This window comes from Bradyrhizobium oropedii, from assembly GCF_020889685.1.
In the GTDB taxonomy this organism is placed as follows: domain Bacteria; phylum Pseudomonadota; class Alphaproteobacteria; order Rhizobiales; family Xanthobacteraceae; genus Bradyrhizobium; species Bradyrhizobium oropedii.
The window spans coordinates 45,050-60,651 of the sequence record NZ_JACMYO010000025.1 but is presented as its reverse complement, the minus strand read 5'-3'; the positions used below and the strand labels follow the sequence as shown (position 1 = coordinate 60,651).

14 protein-coding genes are annotated in these 15,602 nt (G+C 64.5%); 7 read left to right on the top strand and 7 right to left on the bottom strand.

Annotation, left to right across the window (positions count from 1 at the left end):
• From H8A95_RS09950 to H8A95_RS09930, 5 genes are all read left to right on the top strand, one after another.
• Positions 1 to 884, top strand: an 884-nt coding sequence (locus H8A95_RS09950) for an NAD(P)H-dependent flavin oxidoreductase (protein ID WP_229183008.1), incomplete at its 5' end; no start/stop codon positions are given.
• Between the two features lie 27 nt (positions 885 to 911).
• On the top strand, positions 912 to 2,129 hold the full coding sequence (locus H8A95_RS09945) for an ABC transporter substrate-binding protein (RefSeq protein WP_229183007.1): 1,218 nt from the start codon (positions 912 to 914) through the stop codon (positions 2,127 to 2,129).
• A 163-nt stretch (positions 2,130 to 2,292) separates the two neighbouring features.
• Entirely contained in the window at positions 2,293 to 2,781 is a 489-nt protein-coding gene (locus H8A95_RS09940; RefSeq protein WP_163158453.1) for a DUF417 family protein, read from the top strand.
• 522 nt (positions 2,782 to 3,303) lie between these two features.
• Positions 3,304 to 4,434: a serine hydrolase gene (locus H8A95_RS09935; protein ID WP_229183006.1), complete on the top strand. Its 1,131-nt coding sequence runs from the start codon at positions 3,304 to 3,306 to the stop codon at positions 4,432 to 4,434.
• A 150-nt stretch (positions 4,435 to 4,584) separates the two neighbouring features.
• Positions 4,585 to 4,917, top strand: coding sequence for a hypothetical protein (locus H8A95_RS09930; protein WP_229183005.1), 333 nt, complete (start codon positions 4,585 to 4,587; stop codon positions 4,915 to 4,917).
• 5 nt (positions 4,918 to 4,922) lie between these two features.
• On the opposite strand, the gene glgA is transcribed toward H8A95_RS09930, so the two are convergent.
• Positions 4,923 to 6,377 carry a glycogen synthase GlgA gene (gene glgA / locus H8A95_RS09925; protein ID WP_229183004.1) on the bottom strand — a complete coding sequence of 485 codons (1,455 nt, stop codon included), beginning with the start codon at positions 6,375 to 6,377 and terminating at the stop codon, positions 4,923 to 4,925.
• Positions 6,374 to 7,636: a glucose-1-phosphate adenylyltransferase gene (glgC, locus tag H8A95_RS09920; protein WP_229183003.1), complete on the bottom strand. Its 1,263-nt coding sequence runs from the start codon at positions 7,634 to 7,636 to the stop codon at positions 6,374 to 6,376. Before glgC ends, glgA begins: the two co-directional genes overlap by 4 nt.
• 246 nt (positions 7,637 to 7,882) lie before the next feature.
• On the opposite strand from glgC, the gene H8A95_RS09915 reads away from it, so the two are divergent.
• Positions 7,883 to 9,115: a rhodanese-like domain-containing protein gene (locus H8A95_RS09915; RefSeq protein WP_229183002.1), complete on the top strand. Its 1,233-nt coding sequence runs from the start codon at positions 7,883 to 7,885 to the stop codon at positions 9,113 to 9,115.
• A 147-nt stretch (positions 9,116 to 9,262) separates the two neighbouring features.
• Here the strand turns inward: H8A95_RS09915 and H8A95_RS09910 are convergent, their stop codons facing one another.
• The 4 genes from H8A95_RS09910 to H8A95_RS09895 all read right to left on the bottom strand — a co-directional run bounded on the left by H8A95_RS09910 (position 9,263) and on the right by H8A95_RS09895 (position 13,561).
• The gene (locus tag H8A95_RS09910; RefSeq protein WP_229183001.1) at positions 9,263 to 10,258 is read right to left on the bottom strand and encodes an NHL repeat-containing protein; all 996 of its coding nucleotides are present in this window, start codon (positions 10,256 to 10,258) and stop codon (positions 9,263 to 9,265) included.
• Between the two features lie 524 nt (positions 10,259 to 10,782).
• A complete protein-coding gene (locus H8A95_RS09905; protein ID WP_229183000.1) occupies positions 10,783 to 12,081 on the bottom strand; it encodes a serine hydrolase domain-containing protein in 1,299 nt (432 codons plus the stop codon).
• A 104-nt stretch (positions 12,082 to 12,185) separates the two neighbouring features.
• Positions 12,186 to 13,271, bottom strand: a complete 1,086-nt coding sequence (locus tag H8A95_RS09900) for an aminotransferase-like domain-containing protein (RefSeq protein ID WP_229182999.1) — start codon at positions 13,269 to 13,271, stop codon at positions 12,186 to 12,188.
• Entirely contained in the window at positions 13,268 to 13,561 is a 294-nt protein-coding gene (locus tag H8A95_RS09895) for a GntR family transcriptional regulator (protein ID WP_229182998.1), read from the bottom strand. Before H8A95_RS09895 ends, H8A95_RS09900 begins: the two co-directional genes overlap by 4 nt.
• 94 nt (positions 13,562 to 13,655) lie before the next feature.
• On the opposite strand from H8A95_RS09895, the gene H8A95_RS09890 reads away from it, so the two are divergent.
• On the top strand, positions 13,656 to 14,084 hold the full coding sequence (locus H8A95_RS09890; RefSeq protein WP_229182997.1) for a DUF983 domain-containing protein: 429 nt from the start codon (positions 13,656 to 13,658) through the stop codon (positions 14,082 to 14,084).
• A 71-nt stretch (positions 14,085 to 14,155) separates the two neighbouring features.
• Here the strand turns inward: H8A95_RS09890 and H8A95_RS09885 are convergent, their stop codons facing one another.
• Positions 14,156 to 15,355, bottom strand: a complete 1,200-nt coding sequence (locus H8A95_RS09885; RefSeq protein ID WP_233286995.1) for a multidrug effflux MFS transporter — start codon at positions 15,353 to 15,355, stop codon at positions 14,156 to 14,158.
• Positions 15,356 to 15,602 lie beyond the last annotated feature (247 nt).

Below are 15,602 nucleotides of genomic sequence, written 5' to 3'. Positions count from 1 at the left end.
CCGGCGTCGAACTCGTGACGGCGGTCTGCCGTGCCGGCGCGATCGGCGCATTTCCGACCGCGAATGCCCGCTCGGTCGAGGAGCTCGACGCCTGGCTGCATCAGATCGAGCGCGGTGTCGCCGAGCTCGGCCGGCCCGCCGCGCCGCATTGTCCGAACCTCATCATCCGCCAGCCGCGCTTCAAGGACGACCTCGCCTGCCTCGTACGGCATAAGGTCGAGATGGTCATCACCAGCGTCGGGTCGCCGGCGGCGGCGGTTCAGCCGCTGCATGATGTCGGCTGCCTGGTGTTCGCAGACATTGCCTCGCTGCGGCATGCGGAGAAGGCAATCGAGGCGGGCGCCGATGGTTTGATCCTGCTGACAGCAGGCGCCGGCGGCCAGACCGGCTGGGCCAATCCGTTCGCCTTCGTGCGCGCGGTGCGCGCCATGTTCGACGGTCCGGTCGTGCTCGCGGGCGGCGTGACCGACGGCACCGCGCTCGCCGCAGCGCGGCTGCTCGGCTGCGATCTCGCCTATATGGGAACGCGCTTCATCGCGGCGCGCGAAAGCATGGCGAGCGATGCCTATCGGAAGATGCTGGTCGACAGCACGCTCGACGACGTTCTGCTCACCAAGGCCTTCACCGGGCTCGATGCCAGCATGCTGCGGCCCTCGATCATCGCCGCGGGTCTCGATCCCGCCAATCTCGACGAGTCCGTGTCGGAGGACCGCGCGCGCGAAAAATTCGGCGGCAAGAACGACGCGGAAGGACCGCGGCGCTGGATCGAGGTCTGGAGCGCCGGTCATTCGGTCTCCGGCGTGCACACGGTGACCGGAGCTGCCGACATCATCGACCAGACTGCCGCACAATATCACCTGGCATTCGAACGAGGCGCCGCGTAAGGCGCCCAAATCCAGCGGAGGAAGCACATGAAGACGATCAGCCGTCGAACGCTGCTCGCGACGACCGCGGCCGGGCTCGCGGCGTCGATTGGCGGCAAGGCTTTTGCCGGCGCCTCCTATGATCCCGGTGCCGGCGACACGGAAATCCGCATCGGGCAGTTCGGGCCGCTCAGCGGCCCGGTGTCGTCATTCGGCGTGCTCGCCAATGCCATGGATGCCTATTTCCGGATGCTGAATGACACCGGCGGCATCAACGGCCGCAAGATCAAGTTCATCAATTACGACGACGCCTACAGCCCGCCGAAATCGGTCGAAGCGGCGCGGCGGCTGGTCGAAGGCGACGAGGTGCTGTTCATTGCGGGCGCGATGGGAACGCCGGGCAACATCGCCGTGCAGAAATACATGAACGCGCGCAAGGTCCCGCAGCTGTTCCTTGCGGCTGCGGCCAGCAAGCTGTCGGACCCCGCGGCCAATCCGTGGACGATGGTGGGCGGATCGACCTACGAGATAGAAGGAGGGGTCGTCGGCCGCTACATCGCCGGCTCCACGCCCGATGCGAAGATCGCCCTGTTGTATCAGAACGACGATGCCGGCAAGGCGACGCTGTCAGGCCTCAAGACCGGTCTCGGCGCCAAGACCGCGCAGATCGTTTGCGAGCTGAACTATTCGGTCGGCGATCCCACGATCGATTCCCAGATCGTTCAGATGAAATTGTCCGGTGCCGACCTGGTGTTCCTCATCACCATTCCGAAGATGGCGAGCCAGGCGCTGCGCAAGATGGCTGCGCTCGAGTGGCGGCCGCAGGTGTTCCTCGGCGCCGGAAATGCCTCGGTGCGTGCGACGCTGAAGCCCGCCGGGTTCGAGACCGCACAGGGCATTCTTGCCTTCGCGACGCGGATGGACCCCGGCAATCCGCTGTGGGCCGACACGTCGGACATGAAGCAGTACATGACGTTCCTCGACCGCTACGTCCCGAACGCCGACCGCGCGGACGATCTCTACGCCATCGGCTACACCGCCGCGGCAACCGCCGCCCACGTCGTCAGCCAATGCGGCGACCAGCTGACGCGTGCCAACATCCTGCACCAGGCGAGCAATCTGAAGAATTTCGCCGCGCCGCTGCTGATTCCCGGGATCACCCTCAACACTACCCCGAGCGACTATGTACCGATCAAGCAGTTTCAGCTGATGCGGTTCAAGGGCGAGGCCTACGAGAAGGTCGGTGAACTGCTCACCGCAGCTTGACGCCGCGGCATTCCCTGCTCGCGCCGATCACCTCGTCCGCACATTCTTGTGAATGCCGCTACGGGTCCCGCGTGTAACGCGCGCGCGGCGTGCTGCGTAGTCCTGCCACGAGCGCCACAAAGGCGGCCGATGATGGCATCGCAGCGAGGGAAGAAACATCCGCATGAATCTGTCGTTCAACATCGCCGAACGAGGCGAGGGGTCTTATCGTCTGCTCACGATCCTGCGCTGGGTCATGGTGGTGATCTTCGTGTCGTTCGGCATGCAGAAGTTCACGCTGCAATCGGCGCAAGGCATCGTGCAGTTCATCAGCAACAGCCCGTTCATCTCGTGGCTCTCGGTATTCGGCCTCCGCGGCGAGGCCTATGTGCTCGGCGTGGCCGAGTTCGGCATCGCCGTGCTGCTCGCCGCCGGCGCGTTCAGCCCGATTCTCTCAGCGATCGGCGCGCTGATGGGGGTGATCACTTTTGCGGTGACGTGGTCGTTCTTCTTCACGACACCAGGTGTGGTCAAATGGAGCCTGTCGACCGACCCGATGGCCTGGAACCTGGCGGGCGAGTTCCTGTTCAAGGACATCGTACTGCTCTGCGTCTGTCTCGTGCTGCTGCTGGCGTCGTTGCCGCGCTCGATCGTCCGGTCAGGTACTGCATAGACGCGCCGTCGATGGTTAACCCATGCATAATCACGCATCGCGCGTATCCGGGATCTGGAACCGGACAATTCGTCGCAGTCGACCATGTCTTGTAGCTCGAATCCGAAGGGGCTACGCAACCCTTGATTGACGAATTGTTGCTAAATGGGAAACGGTCCCCGGTGGGGAGCAGAATGTGACGAAGTTAGACATATCGGCGGTCGACCCGGCAAGCGTTGGTCTTGCCTGTCCGTCGATGCAAACCCCCAACATTTTCAAACGCTCGTCTTTTTTTAGTGTGATTGCAGTTCCCGCACCGTGGCTGGAGTGGGAGGGCGGTCGCGATCGCGACTTCCGGCAGTGACCGTCGGAACAGCGATCGGGCCGCCCGTTCCCCAGCCGGGACGTGTCACGGTGGAATGCGCGCAATCGTGAATTCGGGAGCGTGGGTTCCATCGCTAGGATCGTGATGTCGCCATCTCTCGATGGCTGAACAGGTCCGCCTGCGGGTTACATCGCAACATCGCTCCGATTTCGCTCGTTATGAGACAATGGGTCCTCGTCCGGATCGCGACCGTCCTGCTTGCCGTCGCTGCTAGCGCGCTGACGGCGGTGCGCGCGGATTCCGACATGGATGCGCAGATCCGGGACATCGTCACCACGGAACTCGCGCCGACCGCGAGCGCGGCCGATCCCGGCGGCCTCGCTGCGGCGGTCTATGCCGGCGGCCGGGTCGCCTTCTTCAACTATGGTCTCGCGGACGCTGCAGCGAAGCGGCCGGTCACTTCGGACACGCTGTTCGACCTCGCCTCGCTACGCAAGCTGTTCGAGGCGACGCTGGTCGCGCTCGGTACCGAGCGCGGCGAATTGCAGCTCGACGATCCCGTCGGCAAGTATCTGCCCGAACTGCATGGCGATTATGTCAGCCGCGTCACCGTCGGCGAGCTCGTCAATCATACGTCCGGGCTGCTGCTGCCGACCGATCATCCGCCATGGCCGAACGAGACTTTTGGCCGCGATCAGTTCATCGCGATGCTCAATTCATGGACGCCGCCGGCAGGCGAGCAGCCGGGCAAGCAGCGCATCTACAGCCATGCCGGCTATGTCCTGCTGCAACTGGTGCTGGAACAGCGCTATCGCATGCCGATTGCGACGCTGATCGAGAGCCGCATCCTCACGCCGCTCGGCATGACCTCGACTTTCGTTCCGGATCGCGGCGAAGACAACCGCGCGTCGATGGCGCCGGAGATCATGCGGCGCATGGTTCAGGGATACTCGCACGACGGCACGCCGATCGGTCCGCCCGGCAATCAGCAGAGCTATTACGATTTTCCGGGCACCGGCCAGATGTTCTCGTCGGCGCGCGATCTCGGCATATTGCTGGGCGCTTGTCTCGACGGCGCCGTGATCGAACCCGAATTGCGCGCGGCATTGCAGATGACCCTGCGCGAGAGTTTTCGCGTCGATGCGAAGTTCGGCCAGGCAATGGCATGGGAGCATGTGCGGCTCGACGGCGTCACCGTCATCGACAAGCCCGGTGGTCTCAACAATGCCTCGGCCTATATCGGCCTGGTGCCGGCGCGCAGGTTCGGCATCGTGCTGCTCGCCAATCGCGGCGACTATCCGCACGAGATCGCGCGCTACAAGATCCTGCCGGCGCTCGCGCGGCTCTGATCAAACCAAAATACCCTAGCAACACGACGTGCCAATCCGATGACACGGCCCGCGCAGCCGGGCAGGGGATGCATGCAAAAATCGTCATGGCGCGGAACCATGATCGGCTGTATAAGCCGGTAGCTTCTTCTCCATTCTGAAGAGGCTGATATGACTGATTTGCAAAATCCAGATTTGCACAACACTGATCTTCACGCTTGGCTCGCGCAACAGCCGCACGGCTTGCGGACCTACCGAACCCTCCAGGAAAAACTCGAGACCTTGAGCAGGCATGAGCCCGAGCAACGGGCGATGTGCCGGCTGCTGAGCGGTCTCGTCGGCAATTACATCGAGGCCTTCGATGAGGAGCCGTTGCCTGTGGCGGTCGCCGATCGCGCCTATGGCCGGCTGCTCGATCTCGTCGCAAGCCTTGATTTCAAGGGAAATCCCGACCGCCGCCTCGCCGACATCAACCGCATCGCGGCCTGCGATTTGGTGAACTGATCGGCCTAGCGGCGCGCCGCGGCGAGCTCGCGATAGAGCGCGGCGTAGCGACCGGCGCGATTATGCCAGGAGACATCGGTGGTCATGCCGGCCTGCTGCAGCCGGCGCCAGGTCACCTTGTCGTTGAACAGCAGGTTCGCCTTGCGCAAGCCATGAGCAAGCGCATCCGCAGTGACCGGTGCGAACTTGACGCCGGTTGCAGCACTGCCTGTGACGGTGGCTTCGTCGAAGCCCAGCACGGTGTCGGCAAGGCCGCCGACATTGGCAACGATCGGGACCGCGCCATAGCGCAGCGCGCAGAGCTGGGTGAGACCGCACGGCTCGAAGCGCGACGGCACCGCAAGCGCATCCGCGCCTGCCTGGATCAGATGCGCCAGCGCCTCGTCATAGCCGATCACGACCGCGATCCGTCCGGAATTGTCGTGCGCCAGCGCTGTGTAGCGATCCTGCAGATCGCGGTCGCCGCTGCCAAGCAGCGCGAGCTGAATGCCCTCGCCAAGCAGCGTCGGAATGTTCTCAAGCAGCAGGTCGAGGCCCTTCTGCCAGGACAGCCGGCTGATGACGCCGAGCAGCATCGCGTCCGGTGCCGGATCAAGCGCAAAGCGCCGTTGAAGCGCGGCCTTGTTGAGCGTGCGCTCCGCCGGCTGCTCGGCGCTGAAGCGCGCGGCGATATCGGGATCGGTGGCCGGATTCCACACCGTGATGTCGATGCCGTTGAGGATGCCGCTCAGCACGTCGGAGCGCTCGCGGAGCAGTCCGCCGAGCCCCATGCCGCCTTCGTCGCTCTGGATCTCCTGCGCATAGGTCGGCGACACCGTGGTGATGCGGTCGGCGAATTGCAGGCCGGCCTTCAGCAAACTGATGGTGCCGTAATATTCGACGCCGTGAAGCGCGTAGGCTTCGCCCGGCAGGCCGAACGTCGCCAGCATCTCCGGCGGGAACTGCCCCTGATAGGCGAGGTTGTGCACCGTCATCACCGTGCCCGGCCGCGGTTGTGCGCCATAATGCAGATAGGCCGGCGCGAGCCCGGCCTGCCAATCATGCGCGTGCACGATGTCGGGGACGAAAGACGGGATCGCACCGCGGCCGATTTCTGCCGCCATCCGCGACAGGGCCGCAAAGCGGATGCCGTTGTCGGGCCAGTCGCGTCCATCCGGACCGACATAGGGATTGCCGGGCCGGGCGTAGAGATGCGGCGCGTCGAGCGCATAGAGGTCGAGGCCGGCATGCGTGCCGGCGAGCACGCGGATCGGACCGCCGTAGAACTCGGGCCAATGCAGCAGCGTCTCCGCCGAGTCGAGCGCGTTGAGCACAGCGGGATAGCCCGGCACCAGCGTCCGCGTTGCGACGCCGTGCTCTTTCAGCGCCGCCGGCAGCGCGCCGACCACGTCGGCGAGGCCGCCGGTCTTGACGATCGGGTAGACTTCCGAGGCGACCGCGAGGACGCGCAGTGATGTCATGTCCCGAGCCTGTCGATCATCGGCTGGGTGATCAGCGTGATGCCCTGCTCGGTGGTGCGGAAGCGCTTGCCGTCGAACTCGGGATCTTCGCCGACCACGAGCCCTTCAGGAATCCGGACGCCACGATCGATCACGACGTTTCTGAGCTGCGCGCCGCGGCCGACATTCACATACGGCATGATCACCGCGTTCTCGACATTGGCGTAGGAATTGACGTGGACGCCGGTGAACAGCAGCGAGCGGCGCAGCGCCGCGCCCGAGATGATGCAGGCGCCCGAAACCAGCGAGGTCACCGCCTGGCCGCGCCGACCGTCCTCGTCATGCACGAACTTGGCGGGCGGGGTGATCTCGGCATAGGTCCAGATCGGCCATGAGCGATCGTAGAGATCGAGCTCCGGCACCACGTCGGTGAGATCGATATTGGCAGCCCAATAGGCATCGACGGTGCCGGCATCCCGCCAATAGGCGCGGGGATCGTCGCCGGAGCGGACGCAGGAATCGTTGTATTGATGCGCGATCGCGCGGCCGTGCTTCACGATGTAGGGAATGATGTCCTTGCCGAAATCGTGGCTGGAGTTCGGGTCGGCGGCATCGCGGCGCAATTCGTCGAACAGGAATTCCGAATTGAAGACATAGATGCCCATGCTGGCGAGCGACTTGTCCGGTTTGCCGGGCATCGGCGGCGGATCAGCCGGCTTCTCCAGGAAGGACTCGATCAGGCCGTTCTCGTCGACATGCATGATGCCGAAGCCGGAGGATTCCGCTCGCGGCATTTCCAGGCAGCCGACGGTGACGTCGGCACCACTCTCGACATGCTGCTTCAGCATGATCTCGTAGTCCATCTTGTAGACGTGGTCGCCGGCGAGCACCAGGATGTACTTGGTGCCGTGCGCCTCGATGATGTCGATGTTCTGGTAGACCGCATCCGCTGTGCCGACATACCACATCGTCTCCGAGACGCGCTGGCTTGCGGGCAGGATGTCGAAACTCTCGTTTCGTTCCGGGCGGAAGAAGTTCCAGCCGCCCTGCAGATGCCGGATCAGGCTGTGCGCCTTGTACTGGGTCGCCACAGCGATGCGGCGGATGCCGGAATTCACCGCATTGGAGAGCGCGAAATCGATGATGCGCGACTTGCCGCCGAAATACACCGCCGGCTTGGCGCGCCTGTCGGTGAGCTCCTGAAGTCTGCTGCCGCGTCCGCCGGCCAGCACGAAGGCGAGGGCGTGACGCGACAATGGTTCATTTCCGACGGTTCTCATGGTCATCCTCCCAGAACTTCAGGCGTGGCCCCGCTACCTTCTCTTGTCCGGAAGGCCTGATCGGGCGCCAGCGGGGCCGATCGGAACGTAGCAAGTGCTTCCCGATTGGGCAAAGCGGGATGGCGGGTTTTCGTTCCTTGGATTGCGGGTCCCGGGCAGCGGGGTTGCGACTTGGTTAAACCTATTGACGAGCCGCGATTTCGGCCTAGAGCAAGCCTGCCCGTTTCCTGCCCAGGCCAACATTCCATGACAGTATTGTCCGTCACGCCCCAGACCGTCCGTGCAACGCTCTTGCTGCGGCGGGAGATTGCGCTGCTCGACGTCAGGCACGAGGCGGAATTCGCCACCGGCCATCCGCTGTTTGCCGCCAACATGGCCGCCGGCCGGATCGCGCTCGAAGCCGAGCTGCGGTTGCCGCGCAAGGACGTGCCGATCGTGCTCTACGATCATGGCGAGGGACTGGTCGCTGCCGCGGCCGAGCAGTTGCGGGCGCTGGGCTACAGCAACGTCGCTGCGCTCGCCGGCGGCTTGCAGGGCTGGAAGGCAGCCGGCTACGAGGTGTTCGAGGATGTCAATTCCTATGCCAAGGCGTTCGGCGAGCTGGTCGAGGCGCGCAGGCATACGCCCTCGCTCAGCGCCGACGAGGTCGCCGCGCTGATCTCAGCCAAGGCCAACATCGCGATCCTCGATGTGCGTCGGTTCGACGAATATGCCACCATGAACATCCCGGGCTCGGTCAGCGTGCCCGGTGCGGAGCTGGTGCTGCGTGCCGGCAGTGCCGCGCCCGATCCGGACACCACCATCATCGTCAACTGCGCCGGGCGCACCCGCTCGATCATCGGCACGCAGTCGCTGATCAATGCCGGGCTGCCCAACAAGGTGCGGGCGCTGCGCAACGGCACGATCGGCTGGACGCTGGCGAAGCACGATCTCGAGCACGGCGCCGGCAAGCGCGGCGAGGTCGGGCCGTTCGCGGGCGCCGGCGACAATGCGCGCGATGTCGCCTATCGCGCCGGCGTCCGTCACATCGGCATGGACGAACTCGCCGCGCTGGAAGGTGATGCGCAGCGCACGCTGTATCGCTTCGACGTGCGCGACACCGAGGAATATGCGGCCGGTCACCTTGCCGGCTTCCGCCATTATGCCGGCGGCCAGCTGGTGCAGGAAATCGACATGGCCGCGCCGGTGCGCGGCGCGCGTATCGTGCTGAGCGATGACAAAAGCATCCGTGCCGACATGACGGCGTCCTGGCTCGCACAGATGGCGTGGGAGGTCTATGTGCTCGAGGGCGGCTATGACGGCCGGCTCGAAGTCGGCCCGCCGCGCCTCGTGCCGAGGCCGGATCCCGCGCACCGCTACCGGCGCCCCTATGAAGGCACCGGCGTCGCGGAAGAGGCGATGCAGGCCTATCTTGATTGGGAGTACGGCCTCGTCGATCAGCTTCGCCGCGACGGAAGCCACGGGTTTTATGTGATCTGACGAATGATGCGGCCTCATTCGTGCGCCGCGGCCTATCCCCGTCATTGCGTGCGCAGCAAAGCAATCCATTGTCACCGCACATGCGGCAAGATGGATTGCTTCGTCGCTGTCGCTCCTCGCAATGACGCGGCTGGATGTACCAGGTCCCTACTTCGGCAGCGCGATCGGCGTCAGCTTGAACGGGCCGGGGTCCTTGCCCTTGTTGTCGCCGATCATGTAGGACAGCTTGCCTTCGGCGACCCAGCCGACATCGCCGACCTGCGTCACCGAGACCGGCTCGGCCAGCCCATCCTTGATGGTGTCGATCGTGGCGTTGCTGCCCTTCACCGTGACCTTGTCGAGCTTGCCATTGCCCTCGATCAGCAGGAAGCCGCTGCCATGGGCGCGCAGTGCGTCGGCGTGGTCGAGCGGCCGCGACGGCTTCAGCTCGGTCACCGCGCCGGCCTTGCCGTCCTTCATCTCGATCTTGAACAGCTTGGCCGGAATGAAGGTCGTGACATAGAGATTGCCGTCGGCGCCGATGGCGATGCCGTCGAGCCCGACGCCGTCCTTGGCCGGCGCGAGTTGCGGATCGGTCGCAAACGTCGCCAGCGCGGTGCCGCGGGGCTTCAGGCTGTAGACGAAGGGCGCAAAGGAATCGCTGACATAGGCGGTGCCGTCGGCGCCGACCACGATGTCGTTGCAGAACGATTTCGGATCGCTCAAGGCGAAGCTGCCCTTAGGCGCGCCGCTCTTGAGATCGAAGGTCTTCAGCCAGGCGCCCTTGACATCACTCGGCCCCGCGATGCCCATGGCGCTGATGTCGTTGGAGCAGACATACAGCGTTCCGCTCTTCTCGTCGGCGAGCACGCCGAGTGTCGAGCGGCTGTCGGCGGCCCCCGGCTTGACCAGTTGCTCGGCCTTACCGTCCGAAATCTTCGTCACGCCGCCATGGTTGAAGCTGCCGACGTAAAGCGTGCCGTCGGAGGTCGAGGTCACGCTCTCCGGAAAGCTCTTGTCGGGAACTCCGACCGGAGCCGTTTCGGCGCGCGCTGCGCCGAGTGCCAGCATAATGGCCGCAGCGCTCAGCAGAGATGCACGGCGGACCTTGAGCAGTTCTCCCGTTGCGCGCGGATATCCCGCGTCGCCATTCTTCTTTATCATGATCGCGTTTCCTCGATGAACCTGGTTGGACCAGGCAGGAATCTTTGCGGCGATCGTCTCCGGCCGATGGTTGTTGTCTGCAGGGTTCCCGACCGGATTGTTCACCCGCCTGCCTTGTCGTCGCGATATATACGATAATATATAGCGCAAGGAAAGCTGCAGAGAGGGAAGCAGCGGAGAAGGATGCTCCGACGGCGGGAGGAGCGTCATGGAGCGGGAACTGGCGTCACGCTAGCAACGCGTGTGCTGCGGCGGCGTCATCGATGGGCTGGCCGACGATGGTGCGATCGGATTCGAACCGCGGATCGGTCTGTTTACGGATGAGTGTGCGTTCGTCTGCAACGAATGCACGGCGAGCCTGATCGCGGCCGCAGCACGGCGCAGGCAGGAGACCGTTCGGCGGAAGTCGTAAGGCGGGAGGTTTCCGCTTCCGTCATTGCGAGGAGCGCAAGCGACGAAGCAATCCACCTATCCCTATGCGGAGAGATGGATTGCTTCGCTGCGCTCGCAATGACGGTGGAAGCTCAATCCGGGCTGAACGCGTCGTAGACCAGCTTCCTGAATGCCGGCGTGATGCGCTGGCGCTCGTTCTGGGTCTGCTCGAGCATGATGTAGATCATGTCGAGTTTCGGATCAACGCCGAAATAGGTGCCGCTGCCGCTGTCCCATTTCAACTCGCCGATCGAGCCGGGCGGCGGCGGCTTGGCAATGCCGGGATCGGTGCGCACGGCGATACCGTAGCCGTAACCGAAACCGTCGCCGGGGAAGTACCAATAGTCGCGGCCGACGCCGGAGCCCGGGCCGATATGGTCCGTCGTCATGGTCTTGAAGGCCGCCGGACTGAGATAGCGCTTGCCGTCGAACTCGCCGCCGTTGAGCAGCATCTGCGCGAAGCGCGCATAGTCGAGGATGGTGGACACCAGGCCGCCGCCGCCGGATTCCCACTCCGGATGCGCGCGCCGGTCGTTTTCTCCATCGATCAGGATCGTATCCGAGGGCAGCGGTTCGGCCAGCCGCGTTCGTTCGGTCTCCGCATCGAGCACGTATCTGGTGTCGTTCATCTTCAGGGGATCGAAGATGCGCTCCTTCTCGAACTGATAGAGCGTCTTGCCCGTGACGATCTCGATCACCCGGCCGAGCACGTCGGTGGAATGACCGTAGCGCCACAGCGTGCCGGGCTGCCGCGACAGCGGCAGCTTCGCCAGCCGCGCGGTGAATTCCCTGTTGTCGAATTTACCGTCGAACAAATGCCCTGCGCGGTAGATCGTCTGGATCCAGTCGGCGCCGATATACTCGTAGGTGATGCCCGAAGTGTGCCGCATCAGGTCCTCGATCGTGACCGGGCGGAGCGGCGGCACCAGCTCCACCTTGGCCGGATCGTTTCCGCCATCCGGCTCGATGGCGACCTTCACGTCGGCGAAGGCCGGAATGTATTTCGACAGCAGGTCCTGCGGCGACAGCTTGCCTTCGTCGACCAGCATCATCGCGGCGGTGTTGGTGATCGGCTTAGTCATCGAATGCAGCGCGAACATCGTGTCCGGCCGCATCGGCGATTTGGTCGTGACGTCGCGATCGCCGAAGGTCTTGAGATAGACCGGCTTGCCGTGCTGCTGAATCAGGATGACTGCGCCGGGAATGCGACCGCTGGAGACCTCGGCGTTGAAGAATTCGTTGATGCGTTCGAGCTTTTCCGGCGACGGGGCAGAGGCATCGGTGGCGCGCGCCGCGCCCGATGTGACAAGTGCAAGACAAGAGATCGCGGTCAACGCTCCGCGAAGCGTCCGCACGGCAAGGTGGATCGCCCGATCATATCCGCATGACATTGAAAGCCGCCCCTGCCAGATGCCTTGGAGGCGCGCTTCTAGCGCAAGCGCCCCCGCACCATAATCATTCTCAAGCGAGTTTATTCCCTAACGATGGTCGAATTCTAAACAATCTGCGTGGCGCCGACCGGCGTGCGCACCGCATTCGACAGCACCTGCAGCGCCTGGCTCAGTTCCGCGCGATTGCGCGCTGCGCCGAGCGAGACGCGCAGCCCGCGCGGCGCGGCATCGCCTGCCGCGAAGGCGTCTTCTCCGACCACGGCGAGCCCGTTGCGCATCAGATGCGACAGCAGGTCGGTGCCGTCGAAATGTTTTGGTAGCGGCATCCAGAGATGGTGGCTGGCCGGGCGTGCCGCATAGGTCACGCCCTTGAGGAAGCGGGCGGCAAGCTGCTGGCGCGCAGCCGCCTCGTTGCGGATAGCGCGGATGATGTCGGCGGCGACGCCGGAGCGCAGCCATTGCGTGACCAGCGCGACCATCAGCGACGGCGGCATCTGCATGGTCGCCTGCATGCCGGCGCGCATGCGCTGCTCGGCGCTCGCATCGGGCGCCAGCAGATAGGCGACGCGCAACGCCGGCGCGATGCATTTGGCGATGCTCGCGGCAAGGTAGGTCCGTTCGGGAATCAGGGTGGCGATCGGCGCTACCTGAGGTTCCAGCGGGCCGTAAACGTCATCCTCGATCAGGACGCAGCCGCGTTTCCGGATGATATCGGCGATTGCCTTGCGGCGCGCCGCGCCCATCGTCGCCGTGGTCGGGTTCTGCTGCGTTGGCACCAGGTAGATCGCCTTCGGTCTGTGCTTGCGGCAGGCCTCGTCGAGCGCGTCGGGCCGCGCGCCCTCCGCGTCCATCGCAACACCAACGAGGCGGACATCGAGCCGTGCCGCCGCGGCTTTGATGCCGGGAAACGTCAACGCTTCAGTCAGCACCACATCGCCGGGTGATGTCAGCGCCAGCAGCGCGTTGAAGATGATTGCCTGCGAACCCGGATAGATCACGATGCGGTCGGCCGATGCGTTCGACACGCGCGGCTTTAGCCACGCGGCGCCCACCTCGCGCTCGTCAGCGGTGCCGCCGGGACGCGTGTAGCCGAGATAGGCGGAAAATCCGGCCTCGGAGCGGATGGTGGCAAGTCCCTGCGCGATGCGCAGATCGAGATTGGCCTCGACCGGCTGCGGCGGCAAATTCATCGACAGGTCGATGTTGACGGGCGCTGATAGCTCGGATGCGCGCGCGCGGTGGTCTCCGAAACGAAGGTGCCCTGGCCGACTCGGGCGTCGAGCAGTCCGCGCCGCCGCGCCTCGCCATAGGCGCGCGTCACGGTGGTCAGATCGATGTCGAGCGCGGTCGCCAGCGCGCGGTGGGTCGGCAGCCGCTGGCCGCGCACGAGCCGGCCGCTCGCGATATCGGCGGCAAGCGCATCGACGATGCGCAGGAACATCGGGCCGTGCCATTCCGAAACCGTAGGGATCCAATCCATGCAATCCGGCGCTTTGTCTTTGATTGTAGGTGTTTGAATGCATATTGTATGGATCATCAAATCAGGTCAAGGACAACGACCAAGGACGACTGCGATGACCGAGACGGTTTCCCTGCCAAAGGCGATGTTGCGCGGCTTTACGATGAAGTGCCCGAACTGCGGGCGCGGCCATCTGTTCGGCCGCTTCCTCAAGGTGGCGGATCATTGCGAGGTCTGCGGCGAGGACTTCACCCCGCAGCGTGCGGATGATTTTCCGGCCTATCTCGTGATCGTCGTGGTCGGCCACGTCGTGGTGCCGGCGCTGCTCTGGATGGAAATGACCTACGCGCCGCCGGCCTGGCTGCAACTGGCGTTCTGGCTGCCGGTGACGCTGTTCAGTGCGCTCGCGCTGCTGCAACCGACCAAGGGCGCAATCGTCGGCTTGCAGTGGCAGCTCGGGATGGAGGGATTCGCGGCGACGCGCCGTGCGGTTGCGCCGGCGCGGAACAGCGTGGGCTCTGCAGGACGGATTAGCAAAGCGTAATCCGCCGCCCTGGTCGTGAGAAAGATGGTGGATTACGCCTTCGGCTAATCCACCCTACAAATCGACAAGATTCAAATCGGATGATGATGGGGCCGGAACATCCGGCCCTTTTCCGTCACCAGCACCACCGCAAGCGCGGCCAGCGTGCAGAGGAAGAAGCCGGTCGCGAACGGCAGCAGCGTGCCGTCGTAGTCCTGGCCGATCGTGGTGCCGACGCCGATCCCGAGCAGCGTGGTGATGGTGCCATAGAGCGAGGAGGCGGTGCCGGCGATCTTGCCCTGCGGCTCCATCGCGAGCGCCGTGAAGTTCGCCATCATCAGCCCGAATGCGAACATCATCAGGCCCGCCAGCACCATGAACAGTGGCAGCGACAGCGTGTCGGTCTTTACCGCGAGGAACAGCGCGCCGGCGACGACGGCAAAGCCGGTGAGTGCCGCGTGCGAGATCACCCGCATGCCGATGCGGCCGACGATGCGCGAATTCAGGAAGCCGGCGATCGCGACGCCGACGGCACAGGCTGCGAAGGCGACCGGGAAGTAATGTCCGAGCTTGAAGACCTCGGTGAAAATCTGCTGCGACGAGAACACGAAGGCGAACAGCGAGCCCTGCACGCCGCCGGCGGCGAGCGCATAGCCGAGGGTCTGGCGGTTGGTGACGGTCTGGCGGAACGCGGACAGCACCTCCGGGATCGCCAGCGACTTGCGCAGCTCCTTGGGCAGCGTCTCCGGCATCCGCATCGCGCTCCAGGCCAGCGCGATCACGCCGTAGATCATCAGCAGCACGAAGATGCCGCGCCAATGCGTCAGCAGCATCACGGCCTGGCCGAATGACGGCGCGATCACGGGGACGGCGATGAACACCATCATCGCGAGCGACATCACGCTCGCCATCCGCCGTCCGGCGTAGCAATCGCGCACGATCGAGGTCGCGATCACGCGCGTCGCCGCGGTGCCGAGCCCTTGCAGCGCGCGCGCCAAGAGCAGCGTCTCGAACGAGGGCGCCATGATCGCGAGCAGTCCGGCGATGGTGTAGACCGTCATGCCGCCGAGCAGCACCGGGCGGCGGCCGAAGCGGTCCGACAGCGGGCCCATCACGAACTGGCCGACGCCGAAGCCGACCAGGAAGATCGACAGCACCATCTGCGGGCGGTTGGCGTCGGCGATCTGGAACGCGGAGCGGATGTTCGGCAGCGCTGGCAGCATCATGTCCATCGCCAGCGGGTTCAGCGCCATGATGGAGGCGATGACGACGACGAATTCCGGAAAGCCCATCGGGCGGTGGCCTGAGGACACCCAGGCATCGGCATTGATGTCAGACACTTATGACCTCTTGGAGAGCATTGGATCATAATGCTCTTGCTGCAATGCACAATCGGCGTTTTGGGATGGGAGACCGTCGGCGGCGGGTGAGGTAGCCGGGTCATGGAACCGGCTGCGGGAGCCGGTAGCGCAGGAATATCGTTGCTATTGCAACTATTTACTCGTGCCGCGCGGAAACCTCTGATATCCCGCTACCAGC

Bases quoted from the DNA above. Each gene is read 5' to 3' on its own strand.
- H8A95_RS09915 (WP_229183002.1), top strand. From the start codon at position 7,883: ATGACAGTATTGTCCGTCACGCCCCAGACCGTCCGTGCAACGCTCTTG.
- H8A95_RS09945 (WP_229183007.1), top strand. From the start codon at position 912: ATGAAGACGATCAGCCGTCGAACGCTGCTCGCGACGACCGCGGCCGGG.
- H8A95_RS09890 (WP_229182997.1), top strand. From the start codon at position 13,656: ATGACCGAGACGGTTTCCCTGCCAAAGGCGATGTTGCGCGGCTTTACG.
- glgA (WP_229183004.1), bottom strand. From the start codon at position 6,377: ATGACATCACTGCGCGTCCTCGCGGTCGCCTCGGAAGTCTACCCGATC.
- glgC (WP_229183003.1), bottom strand. From the start codon at position 7,636: ATGAGAACCGTCGGAAATGAACCATTGTCGCGTCACGCCCTCGCCTTC.
- H8A95_RS09905 (WP_229183000.1), bottom strand. From the start codon at position 12,081: ATGTCATGCGGATATGATCGGGCGATCCACCTTGCCGTGCGGACGCTT.
- H8A95_RS09895 (WP_229182998.1), bottom strand. From the start codon at position 13,561: ATGGATTGGATCCCTACGGTTTCGGAATGGCACGGCCCGATGTTCCTG.
- H8A95_RS09940 (WP_163158453.1), top strand. From the start codon at position 2,293: ATGAATCTGTCGTTCAACATCGCCGAACGAGGCGAGGGGTCTTATCGT.
- H8A95_RS09900 (WP_229182999.1), bottom strand. From the start codon at position 13,271: ATGAATTTGCCGCCGCAGCCGGTCGAGGCCAATCTCGATCTGCGCATC.
- H8A95_RS09910 (WP_229183001.1), bottom strand. From the start codon at position 10,258: ATGATAAAGAAGAATGGCGACGCGGGATATCCGCGCGCAACGGGAGAA.
- H8A95_RS09930 (WP_229183005.1), top strand. From the start codon at position 4,585: ATGACTGATTTGCAAAATCCAGATTTGCACAACACTGATCTTCACGCT.
- H8A95_RS09885 (WP_233286995.1), bottom strand. From the start codon at position 15,355: ATGGGCTTTCCGGAATTCGTCGTCGTCATCGCCTCCATCATGGCGCTG.
- H8A95_RS09935 (WP_229183006.1), top strand. From the start codon at position 3,304: ATGAGACAATGGGTCCTCGTCCGGATCGCGACCGTCCTGCTTGCCGTC.